Consider the following 18757-nt stretch of genomic DNA (forward strand, 5'->3'; position numbering starts at 1 on the left):
TTCTTTATCAGATGATCGGGATAACGGTGCTGTGTTTGGGCGAATTATTCGCCACTCAACGGCTTGAAACGGTACCTACCAAGTTTGAACTTGATGCCTTCATTATTCTGTTGCGTCTTGAAGGCCTGGTTTCCATTGCCCGCATCAGTGAAATGCTGCGCATGATGGGTTATGCCAATGATTCAACCGGCATGGTCAGCCAACGGCTTAAGTTCTTGGGCAGTTGTTTATCAAACACACTTGATGTCGACAAGCCCTACCTGATTTTTTATTTGAGCGATGAAATTTTTGCTTTAGGTTGCCCGATCTTGGTCACCATTGACCCCGTTAGTACGGCTATCTTACGGATTGAGCTGGCACCTGATCGCACCGGAAGTACTTGGAAGCAGCACTTCTCCGAACTGAAAAATCATCAATTTATAGCAACAGGTTTAGGCAGTGATCGGGGCGCAGGGATTATCAATGGTTTCCATGATCTATACCCAGACGTAACGTGGTGTTCTGATCATTTTCATGAGTTCACGGATTTGACCACGCTACGGGGGACACTTGAAAAACAAGCGTATGCCGCGATTGCTGAAGAAGAGGAGCGCTTACGCATTTTCAATAATGCGAAATCCAAAGAGAACCGTCAAAAACGCCGGCAACAATATATCAGCGCAAAGGCCGACTGCAATCAACAGATCGCACAGTATCAGCAGGTCAGCGACGTACTTGACCTGTTATTTCCCGGCTTATATTTTTTCGATCCAAGCACCGGCCAACACCGGCAGGAATGTCAGGTTAAAAGCGATGTACTGACCCTGATGGATTTGTTGGATGAATGTGAGCACCCCAAATTGCAACAACAAACCCAAGTTATTCGACACCACATTGATGATATAGGCGTTTGCTACCAACAAGTTGAAGAAATTTGTCTTGAGCTGGCCAAGACCTTGTCAGCAGAAACACTCAACTTCGTGGGACTTGCCTGGCAGCATGATCATCAATCGCATCAGCATAAAGGCGAACAGAAAAAATATCACTTGGCCGAGTGCAAATTTTGGCTGGAAGTGGCGATGCCGTTATTAGGTAAGCATGCGCAACAGCAGATAGATCAAGCCTTTGAATTATTCAACGGCATGGTCAGGACATCGTCACTTGTTGAAATGGTTAATTCGCAAATACGCCCGTATTTAAACAGTTGCAAAGGCCAAGTTACCCAAGAGCATCTCAATTTGATTATGTTTTATCACAATCATCACCTCTACAAGAGCGGAAAACGCAAAGGAAAAGCTCCCCTTGAGCTGCTGACCGGCATTCCGCTTGAAGGTGATTGGTTGGACCGGCTCTTACAGATACAATTCAAAGCCAACAATAAGAATTTTTTAGACTGACTTTTTAAAAAACATATCAGGGAAACCTGAGGGACAGTTGTGCCTTATGTTTCAACTGTTCACTACTTTTGCTTCAAAATGAAGGGTGCCATTTTTTGGCGGCGAAATTCGCCAACTTGGCAAGGGTTTTGGTCGGTCCCATACCCACGCAAACCGGAATGCCGGTGGCTCTGACTACTGCTTTTCTGATGCGTTGGCCATAAGCGACAGCATCTTGCTGACAAACACCGGTTAAATCCAAAAAGGCTTCATCAATGGAATAAACTTCCATAGACGGTGCAAACGCTTCCAGCGTCGCCATGACGCGGGCTGACATGTCGGCATAAAGCGTGTAGTTTGATGAAAAAAGTTGTATCTGATGTTGATTAATCAACTGCTGTACCTGAAAAACCGGTACGCCCATTTTTATCCCAAGATCTTTTACCTCCTTACTGCGGGCCACGACACAACCGTCATTATTGCTCAGTACCATCACCGGCTTACCGATCAAATCCGGGCGAAAGACTCGTTCACACGATACGTAAAAATTGTTGCAATCAACGAGTGCGAGCAACGGCGGCATTACAGCGGATGAATCACGTTGGTCACTACGCCCCAAATCACCATGTCCAAGTCATCATGAATGACAATATCGGCATAGGCAGGGTTTTCCGCTTTCAGTTGCCATTGCCCATTAGTTCGTTCCAAGCGTTTCACGGTTAGTTCACCGTCCAGCGCACAAATGACGATCTTACCCGGCAATGCTTCGATAGACCGATCGACAATCAGAATATCGTTGGGATGGATACCGGCACCGAGCATGGATTCGCCTTGTGCACGGACAAAGAAGGTCGCGGCCGGTTTTTGTACCAACAGTTCGTTTAAATCCAGATTTTTCTCAACGTAATCGTCGGCCGGGGAGGGGAAGCCGGCCGCGACTTTACCGCTGAATAACGGCAGCGGCAGTCTGGGCGGGCAGGGGGTTGGCAAGAAAACACTATAGGCAGGTAGGGACATAATAGCTCGGCAGGAATAGGGTGGATAACCAAACAGAAACACATAACTGCTATGTTTTCTTTTTGTTCTCTTTTTTGTTGCATTCTAGGGTATTTTTGCTAAGATGGCAAACAACGTAAAGCTCACTGAGAGGCAACGCGACATGAAAGTAATCACCCGGCGACAACAGCAAGTTTTTAATTATCTGCGCGATAACACCGACAGTTTTTCTTGTCCACCCAGCTTGGCCGAGCTCTGTGTACGGCTGGGCATGACCTCGCGCGGATCTTTGTATAAACACATCATGGCCTTGATTGAGGCGGGTCTGATCGAGCCTTTTACCGGTAATAAACAAGGCGGGATTCGCCTCACTTCGCAAGCCGGGCAAGAACAGTCGAAACCGGAACAAGGCTTGCCGTTTATTGGTGTTATTGCCGCCGGCAAACCGATTGAAGCCTTGGCAACGGTTGACTATATGACGGTACCGGATGCTCTGAAAACCGACAAACCTTGCTATGTGTTACAGGTAAAGGGCGATTCCATGATTGAAGCGGGTATTTTTGACGGCGATTGGGTGGTCATTGAGCAGCGTGATTGTGCCAACAACGGTGAGATTGTCGTGGCTTTAATAGATAACGCCGAAGCCACGCTGAAATATCTGGAGCAGGGGGCGGAGCAGGTCTTGCTACTGCCTGCCAATGCCAACATGACTGCGCTGTCTTACCGTCCTGAACAAGTTGTCATTCAGGGCGTATTAGTCGGGCAAATGCGCAGTTATCGAGTTCACTGATACTTTTATAGTTATAACGAGGAACGACCATGCAACATAAAATTCACATGCACGATCAAGTCTTTAACAAAGTTGACGACATCATGAAGCATTACAAAAGAAAGCCGGCAGCGCAATTTCTGCAGCAAATAAAGCAGTTTATGGCAAGCATGCAAAACCGAAGAAGGTAAGTTGATGTGTTAAAAATAGTTGGCAAATACATGGACCAAGACACACGCTTTGAATATGACAGTGGATACTGAAAAATCATTACATTGAGAAGTCTGGTCGTTAAGGGCAATTTCATTCACTTTATCTTATCTATTTTTTAGTACGCGACCTGATATGTCGCTTGCCTAAGTATACTGATCACTGTCATCAAAAACAATTGTTTCGGAGTCAGTCATGATCAATCAAAAAATGCCCGATTTTATGCCCGCCGTCACTACTGCGCGGCCAACCAGAGCGAAGCGCAATCACTATACCGCCTATCAACGCTTGGCGGCAATCTATCTGTTGCGGCTTGCCCTGGGTTTACAAAAAAGCATGCGACGGAGACAATTCTGCGATTTTTTTGAAGATGATTTGGGTCGTATTACAGGACTGGATGACTTTCACCGTACTGGCAATGGCGAAGATTTTGGCGATGATGACTTGTCATTTTTACACAGCGCCAGTAAAGCGGCATTGGTAAAATGTATGCGTCAACAACTAAGTAAGTTACTGGAAGAAGGTGTCGGATCGAATGAATCCCTGTTTGATAATATACGCTTGCTGGGCAATACCTTAAAACTCAATTTAGTCGAACAGGAAATATTGGTATTGCGTTTGCTAATGCCTTTGTTGCAAGTGTTTAAGGAAACGGTAACCGATCAGTGTGGCATTTGTAGCATGCAGTTTACGGTAGATTATTTACGCCTGATGACGACCCGTCCAGCCAGGGAAATTTTAAAAGCCCTGCAACCCAACAGCCAATTACAACAAATGGGCTGGATAAAAATCCATTCCGGTTTGGTTGATCTGGAAGATAAGTTAATACTGGCAGATGGTCTTGTGGATATTATGCTACGCCAGCATGACAGCGCAGAAGCGTTGTTGGCCAATTTTTTCCGTCCCTCCAGCCCTACAAAATTGATACTTGATGACTATGGCCATCTGCAAAACGATTTGAATGTCCTGCAACCTTATTTGCGGGCAGCTTTGGATGAAAAACAGCGAGGTGTCAATATTTTAATCTACGGACCTCCTGGGGTTGGTAAAACCCAATTTGCAAAGTTGTTGGCGCAAACAGTGAATGCATCGTTATTTGAAGTGTTGTGCGCCAATCAGGACGGTAACGTTTTAAGGGGCAGTGCCCGTTTTGCTGCCTGTAATCTCAGCCAAAAACTGTTAAATAAAAGTCACGACAGTTTGCTGTTGTTTGATGAGGCAGAGGATGTGTTTCCCTCCCGACACAGCTTCTTTTTCGACGATGATGACGAGGGGCAATCCGGCGGACAAGGCGATAAAGCCTGGATCAATCAGCAACTGGAAAATAATCCGGTGCCGGTGCTCTGGATCAGTAATCGCACCCAAGGTATGGATAAAGCCTATTTACGACGGTTTAGTTATTCCGTTGAAATTGACAAGATGCCTGCCTCCATCCGTCGGCGTATTGTCAACAAGTACAGTAAAGGTTTAAAGGTCAGTGAAGACTGGCGAGACAATATGGTTAGCCAAACCCACTTAACGCCAGCGCAAATCGAGCAGGCTTGTTCAATTGCCAAAACGACACAAAAACAGCTTCCAGCGCAAACCGAGCAAATTGCCGAACGGGTACTGGCAGCCAGTACGCGTTTACTTAAACAAACCAGTAGCCTGCAAAAAACACCGGCCTGGACACAATATGACCGATCATTTACTAATACGGATATTGATTTGGAGGCCTTATTAACAGGGCTTAAACATCATCAGCGCGGTAACTTTTGTTTTTATGGCGCTCCAGGTACAGGTAAAACCGCATTAGCAAAACATATTGCCGAGACGTTGGGTTTGCAACTGCACATTAAACGCGCGTCTGATCTGCTGGATAAATATGTCGGAGACAGTGAAAAAAACATTGCGGCAATGTTTACTGAGGCACAAAAACAGGGTGCTATTTTATTACTCGATGAGGCTGATAGCCTGTTGAGTGACCGCAGTCATGCCTTACAACAATGGGAAATTACTCAGATCAATGAGATGCTGACTCAGATGGAAACCTACTCAGGTATTTTCATTTGCACCACCAACTTGATGGACAAATTGGATGCCGCGTCATTAAGGCGTTTTGACTTTAAAGTAAAATTTGACTACCTCAGTCCAGCGCAGCGTTGGGCCTTGTTTCAGCAAGAAAGCCAACGCTTGGGCGGGATTCTGCCCGATGATATCGTAGCCTTGGCGATACTCAAACAACAGGTTCATCGTCTAACCAAACTGACCCCAGGTGATTTTGCCGTGGTTAGTCGTCAAGTAGCTGTATTGGGTAAGACTCCGACTCCAGAAAGGATCATTGCCGTGCTGGCCCAGGAATGCAAAGCCAAGGGTGAAACCTTTTCACAAATTGGCTTTGTGCATTAACACCCAATCTCACAGGATCTCATTATGAAATCAAAAATCCCAACCCCAAAATTTGAAATAAGTAATCGCCTGGTTTCGCCGCTAGAAATTGATATGTGGAACATCAAAGGCAACTATGCGGACGGAGCATGGCATAAGCTGATTCATGTCTGTGCCAAAGATTGGGCGGCAAAAAAACGCTTCGCAGGCACAGCCACTATCTGGAGCAGCGTGATGCCCAGCGCAAACTTTGAGACTTACACCAACGCCTGTTATGTGGCCGCGTTCGGAATGGCGGGTTTTATGAATCAACTGGAAACGACGTTAAGCGGGCACATTTCAAGCCATGTACGGCGCTCCGGTGAAATGCAGGTAGAACGCGGAAGCTGGCGGCCGTATTTACATTTGGAACAGGGCAAAATCTGGATCATCAGTGATGATGTGGAATGGGTGGAGTCGGAGTAGGTCAAAATGTAAAAATAACGTAGTACTTTCTATGATTTTCACTTTAAAGAAATGAAAGTAATGCTATGTTCAAAAGTTTGTTATTATTTGACTTTATATGATTTCAGTGTTTATTTGGCAAAAGATAAATTATGGCAACTAAAGCAATATTAATTTTAGAAAATATTTGGTGGGATTTAGACTCTGAGAAGAACGGGAACCAAGCATCCGTACTACCCTTCTTTGAGGGTCTGTCACGTTTGAATGAAGACGTTAAAATTTACTATATGACCTTTACCAATGCAAATGGTTTTAAAGAATCTTTAGATCATTTGCTGACCGCTCGGCAAGACCGATTGTTTATCTACGTTGCATCTCATGGTGATGGAACACATTTAGGCAATTCAAATTTCTCAAATATAAGCAATATTATAAATGTTGCCGTACAAGTGGAAAAAAGTAAAAGGGTCGAGGGAATAATTTTTGGCGCGTGTGAGATTGGCGGTGCTAAATCTAGCTCCTCTCTTGAGATGCTTCATTGGAAGACTGGTATAACTTGGGTATTAGCTTACCAAAATATAATGGACTGGATGTCTAGTACACTGATAGATCTTAATTTTATGAGTAGTATGATACAAATTGATTTGGAAAGCTTATCCAAACGCGCTGAGATTATTGAATGTGCAGCCTCCGCTTTAAAACTGTTTAATCCCATTGAAAAAATAGGCTGGAGCAGAACTGCGAATAAAAACAACAATGTTGCTGACATAGATATTAAGGACGCAGTTCGTTTTTTGGTACAACCCAATGGTAGTGGGAATGTTTTTCAGGATAATACCAACCTATTAATTAAAAAGGCATATTCATCAATGTAATTGGAAGAACAAGTAGGGTCGAACTCGTAAGGGTGCTCCATATTAGCGAATCATTATTTTGTGTAATCAAAAACTATCCATAACTATCCATTATTAGTCGCCGTAAGCTATAAACTCACTAATAATGAATCAAGACATTCGCTGGAAATAAGGCTTTGCCAATTACTCGTCCAGTTAACAAAATTCATTGATAAAGGCGAACTTAACGAACTCGAAGAGTTTGCCCGGCATCCTGAGATTAGGTAGGCCGTTCTATATGGTTCAGGGGCAAAAGGCACACAACGGCCCCGGTTCTGATATTAATCTGACGCTGTTCTATTAGGCATTAACCTACACCCAGCTTGACCGGATTGAAACGGAAATCGACGATTTGCTGTTGCCTTATACCGTGGATTTATCGCTGTACACGCAGATTGAAAATACCGATTTGCTCGATCATATTCAGCGCATTGGAGAGGTATTTTATCAACGTGATGACTTCACAATAACATAAGTAATTATCACCTTGCTATGGACACAATCCTTCGCTACTTTGAAATGCTGCGCTTTATCCCGAAAGGAGAACCAGGTATTTCCACGCCAGATTTACTAATAAAGCTGCAAGATAAAGGCTATAAAATTGACATTAGAACGGTGCAGCGGGATTTGAATAAACTATCTGCATCTGGAAGTTTGTTTCCCTTTACTAGTTCGGAAGACACCAAGCCGTTAAGCTGGTTCTGGCCAAAAGATGCACCGCGATTACAATTGCCGTTAATGACTGCGGACGAGGCTTTGACCTTCAAGTTGGTTGAGACATTTTTAGAGTCCTTATTGCCGCCTTCCATTAAATTACATATGGCAGACTATTTTCAACTTGCTGATAATACCTTAAAGGCATCACCTTTGGCTTGCTGGATAGACAAGGTTCGTATCATTCCTAATGGACTTTCGCTATTACCTGCTGAAATTAATTCGGTTGTTTTGCCAGTGATTTATCAGGCATTATTAAAAAACTGCCGGTTTGATGCCACCTATCAAGGACGGAACAGTACAGAAAAAACCTATGAAATGAATCCATTGGGGTTGGTCTTTCGTAATAATGTAGTCTATTTGGTTGCAACTATTGGCGCTTATCAGGACATTAAGCAATTTGCGTTACATCGTTTCAAACACGCTAAAATGGGTCAAAAAGAAATCACGGTACCTGTTGGTTTCACGTTGGATGACTACATTGCACAAGGCGAATTTGATTATCCAATTATTACTAGCCATGAAGACATTGCACTAAAAATCAAAATTACCCGCTTTATGAATACGCATCTTTTTGAAACGCCACTCAGCAAAAATCAGCACATTACCGAATTGGAAAATGACACGTATTTGTTGGTAGCAAATGTAAAAGATACAGATCAATTACGATGGTGGATCCGGAGCTTTTCAATCCATATTGAAGTGCTGGAACCATTGGACTTACGGGCTCAATTTACACAGGAAGCGCAAGCTTTAAATAAAATGTATCGGTGATTTTGGCTACCAAATTTTATGACTGACAACCAGTTTGTTTGAATGCCCCGGATTTGATGCTAATGGTCAGATGTCACTATATTGCCGATAGCAGAATGAAGGCTACCGAATAATATTCATTGCCCAACTGTGATCAGTCTCGACAATCAACTTTAGGCCGCCAGGCGATTAAGATTTAGTAAAAGATAGATGTATCAAACAAACCTGTCTTTTTGACAAAATTATCGAATTTTTCCGTCAAAGTAGAAGATATATACTCCGAAAAGTTAAATTTTTAGTTTTTTATATACATATAAATCCGTATTTTATGATTTTTGACGGCTTCAAAAACCGAAAAATTGTCCGCTTAAAATATAAGCGGCAATAATTTATTACTATCCACGATACCGAATGCTTTTTTAGTAACGGTAAGGATGACATTTCTTTTCTTGATCAAACCAGAGGGTCAACCGTAATCGGATTGACAGTATCAGACCAAATCACATTGGTTCGTGACATATTGTCATTGACTACCATTTCGGTTACAAACAACCAGACTTTTTCAGGTGTAGCATTTAAGTTTCTTCGTTATCTGTCGATTGTTTAAATGTACGCGATACCATATTTACTATGGGTTCAAGGTGCAATGTGGGAAACTGGTCATTTAAATCAGTATTCCATGGAATTTACTGAGCTTATGGATCAATGTTATTTCCATCATATCAATGAAGCAGTATTTCATGCTCGCGCAGCTTCTTACCTAAACCGTCAACAACATGATTACTTATGACTGCTTCTTTACCTTCCGATGACACTACAATTAGAGATATTATCCTGATCGTAACTGCGGGACGATCAGATTTGAAAATGCTATTCGAGGGAATGATTTATGAGCCAGTTGGGCGGGATATACACCAGCTTCTCTATGATAATTTGGACAATATTGAATTTTTTAGTGCTAAAGACAACGAAAAAAACGAGCGTCGGCCTCAACTATTTGCAGATACTGAAAGGCTGAAAACCTTACTTGACTTGCAATCAGACAGCATAAAAATTAGCTTGCCAAAACTGGAGATGCCCTTAGAGCGTATTAGCCTCGATAAACAGCGAGTTGCCTTAGCCATCATATTACAGACTTGCCGCGACCCTTTAAAGGCACCGTCATCTCTTATTGATATGGTTAAAAAAGAGCCTATCGCGGCTGGTCCGTTAATGGCACACTGGCTCGCTGAACAATGTAATTTAACACTTGATCATAAACAACAAGTTGCTGTTCAAACCTCGCTGTGGATGGATTTTTTGCGCGATGGAGAGGATCAATGTGAACCAGGGACGGGAGATCAAATTAACCTGCGAGCTATACAACGTATAGATGACGTATTAAATAAGGCCAAATCGTTACTTATTCAAACAGGCATCAAACAACCATCGGTAGTGTTGATTGATTCTGGTGGTTTGCCTCGTTTCAAAGATCCCTTAGTCGCTATAACTCGCTATCACTTTCCCGGTAAAACACTGGTCATTCATGAGTCGGAAACACAACAACCCGATACCATGGATGCCGCCCAAATTTCCGTGCAGGTTTCCTGTCAGTCTCGGTTTATTGCTCGCCAAATGCTGCTCAAAGGGGATATTGTTGGCGCAGCTACTGCGGTTCAACACCTGGCTTCCGACCCGCGTGAGCTTGACTGGTTAAATCCGCTTCGTCAAGCTTCACAGTTTATACGTGGTGAACCTGTGCAGGGCAACCCCTTTCCTGAACTAGCCGCCTTACGTGATTTAAATTATCTGTCTATTCTCCCTGCTTTACGCACCGAAAGTTCCATTGCCAGTGGTCGTGTTACCGAAGCCATTACTCATGTATTTACTTTTTTTGAAGCATTACTTAAGGATGGTATCGAGAAATGGTTGATTGATGGCAGCATTGATGACGAACCTCCTGGCGAAATAAAAATCGATTTGCCACGATCAATTATCTCTATTTTAGAAACTCAACCTTTAGGCAGAGGTAAGCCTGCCTATAACAAGCAAGAAGTATATGGACGGTTTAGGTTCAATCTTGAAGCGGCTTCAGAAACTTGGTGTCAGGCAATTGACACGATAGTTGGTGGCGGCGGGTGGGTACACATTAATCGTATTCTGTTTCCAAGCGGAAATTTCAGCGAACAGCGGCGTTTGCGCAATCTTCATACCCACAGTTGTCTCAGCGAAGACGATGTCGTTAAAGCACGCCAGCTCTTTCATGACCGTAATGTCTGGCGAGATCCGGATTTGACCCATCAATCACTTAGAACCGGGCAATGCTTTCTGGCAACACCACATGTTGCGGGAGCATTAACTAAACTGACAGGCCAAAAAGTGCAGTTTCTTTATCAGGATTTGATAGGGGCGCTCATTAGATATATGAATGATCATCGTTACGCTACCCTTTCATATTCCGAAGAAACCACAATACAGGAGGACATTTCATGATACAGGTGGACGTAGAGCTTAAACGTATCCAGACTTTTTTATTTCAAGTGCCACAATTAAAAGCCATGCTTGGCGCCAATGCACTGGTAGGCGAGGTTATGCGAGTAAAACTGGCTGAGCTCGCACGCCCTTTGTCTCTTGGGCAGCAAGGCGATTTTGGCTTCGAAGCTTATCCAGATGATCCACTAAATGATTTAAGCCGCCAACCTATTGAAAATAGAAAAGACCTTAAGGATGATCCGGCGTATGCCTACAGCCAAGGTATTTTGGCACGCGATGGCGGTCATTTTTCTGCATTATTCGGGACAGATGAAAAAGCCGATGAATTTATGAAAAGCGCCGAAGCTTTAATATCTAACGAATTGCCTGGCGTATTGTTCGAATTACGTAAAAGAAAGTTCGGAGAGAAAGCAGAGGACGATAAGCAGGTATCTAACATACTGACTATTGAAGCTATCCTCGATATTCCGGTATTGCAAATCTGCACAGCGACTGGTCAAGGGCCTGCGACAGCAAATAACAACAAGCATAAGGATAAAAAATACCTGAGTAAAAGTGCACAATTACGTGAGCAAAACGGCGACAAATTTTATCAAGGAAAAACACGAGACATCATCGGGTTATTAAACAATCAGTTGGGTCTTAATCAGAAAAACAATCCTGATGACCTCAACGACCTTGTCGATGGCGGCTATCTGGCGCTGATTCATGCCGATGGCAACAGCATAGGCAATCGGTATAAGGAATGGAAAAATCAGTTTCAGGGTAAGGATGAGCTACTCAAGGAAGCGCATGGCGAGAAATTCTTCCATAGTATGCGTGTAGTGGTTCGAAAAGCGGTTGTAGAGGCTATAAAGATCACGTTCAATGATTCAGGAAGTACCCAAAAACGGCTTTATCAACCATTAATGCTGGGCGGAGACGATCTGGTTATGGTATGTCGAGCTGATCTGGCGCTGGACTTTTGCCGACAGCTTTGTCTAAGCATTAAAAAATACCACTTGGTAGATGGTCAGAAATTGACGCTTGGACTGGGAGTTGCTATCGCCAAGGCCGGTTATCCCTTCTACCGATTAAACGAATTGGCAGAAGAACTTGCCAGTTCCGCCAAGCGCTTGGCACATGGACAAATTAAGGGTGAAGAGGTCTCTGTTATCGACTGGCAGGTAGTGTCTCAATCTAACTTCAGCGCTTTGGCAGCAACGCGCGGTAAAGCCGATTTTATTACTTATAGGATAAATGATTCCGTCGAGACCTTAATACTCAATCAGCGACCTTACCAGGTTTTGCCGAAAGACACAGCTGACTTAACCAGTCTGGCAGGGCTACTTGATGCCGTTGAACCGCTATCGAAGCTGGAAGGTGCCGCCCGTTCAGCCTTGCGCGGTTTGCGTGGCGAATACGAAAAAGGGCGATTGCATGGCGAGCTGGCATTTGACAATCTCATTCAAGACAATCGGAACGCTTTGTTAAAAGCGGGTATTGAAGTTGCGTGGGACGAACATGACGGTTATTACAGCACTCCCTTGTTCGATCTGATCGAACTCACCGAACTGCAACATCTCGGCAACAGGAAATCCCAATGAAAAAGCGTTACCGATTGACCGTTACTTTAATAGAAGATGCACACTTTGGTTCCGGTACCGGCGCCGGTAATACCGATGCCTACATCGATCGCGATGCACAAGGATATCCGGTAATCAGGGCCAGTCATCTTAAAGGTGTCTTACGTGAAACTGCCGAGCTGTATTGTGAATTAAAAGGCTGCGACAATGAACAAATTAACGCACTGTTTGGTGTAAGCGGTAGTGAGCGTGGTAGCATGACGTTGACTTCCCTGTATGCCAAAGATACTCAACAAATAGCCGACTGCCCGATATGGACATCAACCGCTCGCCAACCTGGGTCGCGCTTACCGCAGGAAGATACGTTACGTGTCATCGAACACTGTCCTGCAGGCCTTATTTTCGTCGGCGAAATAGAACTGGCCGATGTAATTTACGATGCTTTATTAAAGCGCCTGATACAACGCACCGATCGTTTCGGCGGTCATCGCAACCGAGGCAATGGTTTGGTGCAGTGTGCTCTTGAACCTTTTGAAAACACATCACGCCGCCTGCAAGGCCAACCCTCCCAAACTCAGCCAAGACTGCGCTTGGTGTTAGCTGCTATTGAGCCTTTGTTACTGCCCAATAGCGGCCACCCCGGCAATCTGCTGGCAACAGAAGGCTTCATTCGTGGACAAATCCTGAAAGGTGCTTTGGTGCAATATGCGTTGCAATGTAATCAAATGCAAATCGCCAATCAGTGGCTGTCCGGTGCCATTTCCGTTGGTGATGCATTACCTCTACCCATGTCAGCCAACAACAACCTGAAAACCGCCGAAGTCATCCCCATTCCCCTGTCGATGGAAACGCCAAAGCCTGGTGAACAAAAAACTCAACGTCCGTGGTGGGCTAAGACTGAACATACGGTAGATTTTGTTATTTCAAATAACGATAAAACCTACGACGGTTTAAATAAATCCCAAGACGCGCCAAAGCTCAAACGCCCTGGTGCTCGCCAATTTCTTTATCGCCCCGATGCAAAAACCTCGTGGCAACGCTATACGCCAAGCATTGAAGTACGCATGCGCGTCAATTTGGAAAATTTGAAAATGCGTGACAGCGATAGCAAGCCTGGTCTTTTCTCCCATGAAGAAATTGCCGAAAAGACCCGGTTCATCAGTGTTCTACAGTTTAATGATGTGGCAAGCGCACAAGCTTTCGCTGAAGTTTGCGACGGTCTTCTTTGCCAGGATGCCTGGCTACGTATCGGGCGGGAAGGGCGTCCTGTCCGAGTGATGCAAGCGCTCTGGCTTGACCCGGATCAACAGGCAATTACCACTGATCACTGGCGACTGACTTTAATGAGCGACACAATACTGCGTGATGAAATGCTGGCTTTTGTCGTGCATCCGGATATTACTACGCTGATAACCGCTGCAGGAAAAAATCCAAGCGATTATCCGGGGTGCGACCAATGGACATTAAACGCCAAGTATTGCGAAAGCACTCAGGTTCACGGTTTCAATGCGCTGACCGGTTTGCGAAGGGTGCCAGCTATTGCCTTGCGGCGAGGCTCTGATTTTAAAATAGACGGAACAGGAAGCGCCAGACTTGCTGCCGATCTTACCGCCAAACAAGCGTTGGGTGAGCGCACAGCAGAAGGTTATGGTCGGTTTATGATTAATTTCGAGCCTTTTGCCGGAACTCTTCCCCCGCCAGATGAAGCACCACCGGCCATCATCACCAACGACGAAGAAATACTGTTATCACTCTCTCGCGAGTTAGCTAATAACTTGAACGTTAATAACAGGCCCAGCCACAGCCAGTTAGGTTGGCTACGAGGCATGGCCGAAGGCGGTAAAGCGCCGTTAGAAATATTGGAGAGCATTAAAACAGCAACATCAAAACAGGGTGGTAAAGCCTGGAAAAATTTCCCTATTAAAGAGATTGAGGAAGCGTTTAATCAGGGCTTTCTAAAAGACAATAAAGACCGCCAGTTGCAATGCTTAATAGCTCTAGTGCGCTGGCTGAAGCCCCGTACCAAAGAGTCCACCGAACAGGAGCCAACAATATGACCACTACCGCCTACCGTACCCTGTTTACCGGTATCTTACGACAAACGACAGCCTTGTCCGTGGGTGGACGCGACTTGCCATCAGTAACCGATGCACCGTTGTGTCGCGATGGACAACAACGTTTTACCCTGCGAGGGCAGACTCTCGCAGGTGCCTTGATTGCTACCGCCCGTCGCTTGGAAGACGTGCCCGAATTCATTTCAGGCGAAGTTGACCAGCAAAATAAAAAACCAATACCGCCACCGTCGCGCTGGCGCAGCTTTACCAGTCACCCCGAAGGTAAGCCGAGCCCTGAAATTCGCCAGCATGTCTGTATTGATCCCAAAACAGGCGCAGCCATGGAAACAGGTCTGTTCAATCTGGAAGTATTACCAGCGGGTATCTGCTGGCCTTTTCTGCTGGAAGTGAATAGTTCAGGTGCAGATGGTGAACAGGCAGAAGCCATTGCCTGGCGAGCCTTGCACGAATGGCAGGCCGGGCGTTGTTATATCGGGCGCGAAGTTGCACGAGGTATGGGCTGGATGCAACTGGACGATCTCCAGACAGTGCGGCTGTCTGCCAACATATTAGAGCATATTGATGCCTGGCCGAATGCCGAGCGCAGCAACAATTATCCGACTTACGTGGCTGAGTTGGCGAAACGGTTCGGTACAGTTGAGACGATAGACTATACCTTCATTGACAAACCTAAGGTAGTTACTCTGGAAATCCCTTTTTCAATTACGGTGGGGTCTCGAGATAACGGCTACGGGTTGGATTCACTGTCCATCGGTGGTCATGCGGAAAGCGAAGTCATGGCGAGTTGGCAGGATCAACATTATCTTGCGCCAAGCAGTTTAAAACCGGAACAACGTGCCGAATTGTTCGATCCCGATTTTGCCTTGGTTATGACTCATATAGAAGGTAAACGCCGACCATTTATTCCCGGTTCGGCGTTGCGAGGTCCCTTACGTCACGCACTGGAACGTTATTACCGTGCAAACGGACATTGGGAACAGGAGGGTGAGACATTACGCCGATTTTTCGGCGCCCTTGAAGAAAAATCACACGACAAGGATAAAAATAAAACCACCTACGCGTCAGCCCTACTGATTAGTGATGCCGAGCTAGTCGATGATAACTGGCAGGCGGCCTGGTTTCAGCTTCATGCCGAAGATGAATTTACCGCTGGTGCTTACAGCTCATCAAAATTTGATCGATTAGCATTGATAGACGCCAAATTTACCGGATGCCTGGTGCTGGAAACCTCGGCAGCCGATGAACTCCAATTTCAACCGCTACTTGATAAGCTTAAGGAACTTGCCGAACGCGGTGACATCGCCATCGGTGGCGGCCAATGGCGCGGCCACGGCTGGGTAAGCTGGCATTTTGAAGAACCCCGTCGCAGTGGAGTCGCTATATGAGTAATTTACCAAACATCTATATTGAGCAAAAGCGTCAAACCTACGCCTGCAACCTAAACCAGCGAATACGCCAGTTATGCATCGAAATGCCGCCGCAACTGGCCTGGGCTGAGCCCGGCATTTGCTTTTATCAACACGAAGGACAATTACGCGCAGGACGACATCCCGGCTTTACCCCTCTGGCAGAAGGAATGCCTGTCTGGCCGGACGATCTGGTGCTTTGTGAAGCGCGGCTGTTCTGGGCGGATCATGCCGTGCATTTATTGGCGATTGATTCGGCAAACTGTGCCGAGGTTACGCTCAGTGAAGTTTCTGGAGAGGATACGTCAACTGGCAAACAGGTCATCAGGCAAGCACAAACCTTGTTGACCTTACGCGATAAGGAACGCTTTGGTTTGAAGAATATCGACTTGCCAGACAATCCCAACGTCACCGCTATCGAATACCGTCATCAAGGCCGGGTATTGGCCTGGCGTCTTACTCTTGCAGCCACCAAAGGAGCAAACAGCCATGTCTGAATGGAAAAAAGCACGTATCGCCAGAATCGAAAAAGTTCAAGGACAAGACTTCGCTTACTGTGATGTTGATGGCGAGAGTACAGAACTTAGAAAGACAGTCAATGAGTTAAAGCGTGCAGGTATTACGGCGATTAAAGATGTCGAGTTAGAGGTCACCATCAAAAAAGAAAAAGGAGTATCGAAAATAGACAGGTATAAGCCTTTCACAATTTCTCAGGTGAATATACCTAAACCGATACCTAACAAACTACATACTCAGTTAAATCCAGTTGGTATTCCGAAAAAAAATCCCTACACTTTCTTGCCCATTGATTTAGCCAGCACTGTCAAGGATACGCCGGTCTGGCACGATGGCAGTAGTGAGGAAAAAACCTACAGCGGCGAACTGTGCTGCACACTGACGGCACTGACGCCCTTGCTGGTGGGCAATCAAAGCTTTAAAGTCAAGGATGCCAAGTCTGACGAACTACCGGCACCCAAGGACAATCTTGATTTGGAGAAAGCCATTATGGAGCCGCTACGTCTACCGGATGACAGGGTGGTTCTGCCAGGCAGCAGCCTGAAAGGAATGTTGCGCAATCATCTGGCGGCTTTGCTTGATGCACCAATGGATAGAGTGAAAGAACACCACTATACTTACCGGCCAAATCTGGATTTCAATAAACAGGATGTGAAAGAGAAATATGCAGCGCGTCCAGCGATCGTTACTGATATTAACGGAGACCAAATAAAGGTAAAGGTACTGCCGAATGCACAAAGTGCAATTTTTTGCAGAAATGATGTAGAAAGATTGTTAACACCAGGAACTAGCATTAGACAAATTAATAATGCCGACTGGAAGATAGACAGAAACAACAATGTAGATAAATCTCATATTGTTGGAAAAAACAAAGTAATTTTAGACCTTGAACAAGATCATACCATTTTCAAATACTCTGGTGGAATTGACGGGGAGGGTAAATTTGCCCTTGCATTTAACAGTAGCGGGACGACACATTATATGGCGTTGGTTTCTGAAACAAATATTTGTGACGCCACCCAGCTAACTATACCCATCCCTATTTATCACGCCTACCAGAAAACCCAAAAGGTACTAGCCGACGATAAAGAGGGGCATCTGGCCTCCCCATTGCATAAACACTTTAATGGCAATGTTGCAAAAGCTATCGAAGCCTCGACTGCTTTGCAAATCAACCAACTCATCTATGTCGAAGTTGAACTTAATAATGGTCAGCCGGAAAAAATAGTGTCTATGGGGCATCACTTCCGTTATCGCTGGGCTTATCGTGACAGCATTCGTTACGTCAATGCCATTGATCCAAGCCAAAGAGCCTTACGTCCGGAACTGGATGCGGCAGCTAAGGAGCAGGAAGGCAAACTGACTGGCGCTCATCTGCTGTTTGGCTTCGTTGGCGATTCCAAAGAATACAACAAAGGTAAACGCTTGTTGGATGGAAATAAGGAGGCTATTGACAAACTGGCCGGACGTATCGCTATCAACCATGCAATAGAAGTAATACCCGAAGACAAACCCCGTTTTCTTAATGAGGATAACAAAAACTGGGTATTTCTCAAAATCCTCGGCCAACCCAAGGCTAGCGCAGTTGAGCATTATCTAAAGCAGCCAAAAATCGGTCTGATGAAAACTTACGGTGATTTAACCGATCAACCAGTTGGTGAGCTAGCCGGTCGCAAATGGTATCGTCACCAACCCAAAGCTGCATCAGATGCAAGCTGTTATGAAGAGTCTGATGACGTAATACGTAACGGTAACCTGTCAACCTTAGCCCGCTATGTCAGTGCACCCGACAGTACATTTCGTTTCACCCTGCGCTTTGCTCGGCTACGTGACTGGGAACTAGGCGCTTTGATTGTTGCACTCAATCCGCATCGATTAAAAGACAATCTCAAAACCGATGATTACGCCCTTAAACTGGGTTATGGCCGACCTCTCGGATTGGGTAGTGTAAGTATCACTATTGACGCAGTGCAACTTGAGGGCCAGCCGGTAATCGATCCAGAAGCCGATTTGGCGCTATGGCTCAAAGCGGCTCGTTCGAAATTGTCAGGCAATACTATCAAGACATGGCTGGAAGTATTGCGTTATCAAGGTGAAAAGCTTGCTTACCCAACTGCTCCTGATAATAAAAAAGAACTCACCATTTTCAATTACCATACCGATATTCGTAAGCAATACAGCAAAGATCGCAGAAAAGCCTGATAATCCTTCCTGAAACAGCG

The 18757-nt window shown here is 45.1% G+C and carries 14 protein-coding genes and 1 pseudogene; 13 read left to right on the forward strand and 2 right to left on the reverse strand.

All coding sequences use genetic code 11. The features are described from left to right. The coding region (locus tag N7974_RS16875) for a hypothetical protein (protein ID WP_262966748.1) at positions 1–1376 on the forward strand (1376 nt) is incomplete at its 5' end. A gap of 88 nt (positions 1377–1464) precedes the next feature. On the opposite strand, the pseudogene N7974_RS16880 reads toward N7974_RS16875, so the two are convergent. Together N7974_RS16880 and N7974_RS16885 are read right to left on the reverse strand one after the other, a co-directional pair. Next, positions 1465–1938: pseudogene (locus tag N7974_RS16880) on the reverse strand (Y-family DNA polymerase); the annotation flags it as partial. Beyond that, entirely contained in the window at positions 1938–2372 is a 435-nt protein-coding gene (locus tag N7974_RS16885) for a LexA family protein (RefSeq protein WP_262966749.1), read from the reverse strand. The gene N7974_RS16885 and the pseudogene N7974_RS16880, both read right to left, overlap by 1 nt. Before the next feature lie 142 nt (positions 2373–2514). Here N7974_RS16885 and lexA point away from each other — a divergent pair, with 142 nt between their 5' ends. The 12 genes from lexA (at position 2515) to N7974_RS16945 (ending at position 18737) form a co-directional block, all read left to right on the forward strand. Beyond that, positions 2515–3141, forward strand: a complete 627-nt coding sequence (gene lexA / locus N7974_RS16890; RefSeq protein ID WP_262966750.1) for a transcriptional repressor LexA — start codon at positions 2515–2517, stop codon at positions 3139–3141. Between the two features lie 29 nt (positions 3142–3170). Beyond that, positions 3171–3311: a hypothetical protein gene (locus N7974_RS16895; protein ID WP_262965971.1), complete on the forward strand. Its 141-nt coding sequence runs from the start codon at positions 3171–3173 to the stop codon at positions 3309–3311. 214 nt (positions 3312–3525) lie between these two features. Beyond that, positions 3526–5718 (forward strand): AAA family ATPase, encoded by a 2193-nt coding sequence (locus tag N7974_RS16900; protein WP_262966751.1) that lies wholly within the window; start codon positions 3526–3528, stop codon positions 5716–5718. 24 nt (positions 5719–5742) lie between these two features. Further along, entirely contained in the window at positions 5743–6162 is a 420-nt protein-coding gene (locus N7974_RS16905) for a hypothetical protein (protein WP_262966752.1), read from the forward strand. Positions 6163–6293: 131 nt separating this feature from the next. Continuing rightward, positions 6294–7016 carry a hypothetical protein gene (locus N7974_RS16910; RefSeq protein ID WP_262966753.1) on the forward strand — a complete coding sequence of 241 codons (723 nt, stop codon included), beginning with the start codon at positions 6294–6296 and terminating at the stop codon, positions 7014–7016. 510 nt (positions 7017–7526) lie between these two features. Further along, a complete protein-coding gene (locus N7974_RS16915) occupies positions 7527–8522 on the forward strand; it encodes a helix-turn-helix transcriptional regulator (RefSeq protein WP_262966754.1) in 996 nt (331 codons plus the stop codon). Positions 8523–9287: 765 nt separating this feature from the next. Further along, positions 9288–10973, forward strand: a complete 1686-nt coding sequence (locus tag N7974_RS16920) for a hypothetical protein (RefSeq protein ID WP_262966755.1) — start codon at positions 9288–9290, stop codon at positions 10971–10973. Continuing rightward, positions 10970–12559: a Cas10/Cmr2 second palm domain-containing protein gene (locus tag N7974_RS16925; RefSeq protein WP_262966756.1), complete on the forward strand. Its 1590-nt coding sequence runs from the start codon at positions 10970–10972 to the stop codon at positions 12557–12559. Before N7974_RS16920 ends, N7974_RS16925 begins: the two co-directional genes overlap by 4 nt. Next, on the forward strand, positions 12556–14595 hold the full coding sequence (locus N7974_RS16930) for an RAMP superfamily CRISPR-associated protein (protein ID WP_262966757.1): 2040 nt from the start codon (positions 12556–12558) through the stop codon (positions 14593–14595). Before N7974_RS16925 ends, N7974_RS16930 begins: the two co-directional genes overlap by 4 nt. After that, positions 14592–15998: an RAMP superfamily CRISPR-associated protein gene (locus N7974_RS16935; protein WP_262966758.1), complete on the forward strand. Its 1407-nt coding sequence runs from the start codon at positions 14592–14594 to the stop codon at positions 15996–15998. Before N7974_RS16930 ends, N7974_RS16935 begins: the two co-directional genes overlap by 4 nt. Beyond that, positions 15995–16516: a hypothetical protein gene (locus N7974_RS16940; protein ID WP_262966759.1), complete on the forward strand. Its 522-nt coding sequence runs from the start codon at positions 15995–15997 to the stop codon at positions 16514–16516. The genes N7974_RS16935 and N7974_RS16940 overlap by 4 nt, the downstream gene beginning before the upstream one ends. Further along, entirely contained in the window at positions 16509–18737 is a 2229-nt protein-coding gene (locus tag N7974_RS16945) for a TIGR03986 family type III CRISPR-associated RAMP protein (protein ID WP_262966760.1), read from the forward strand. Before N7974_RS16940 ends, N7974_RS16945 begins: the two co-directional genes overlap by 8 nt. Positions 18738–18757 lie beyond the last annotated feature (20 nt).

This window comes from Methylobacter psychrophilus (genome assembly GCF_025583945.1).
Lineage (GTDB): Bacteria > Pseudomonadota > Gammaproteobacteria > Methylococcales > Methylomonadaceae > Methylobacter_C > Methylobacter_C psychrophilus.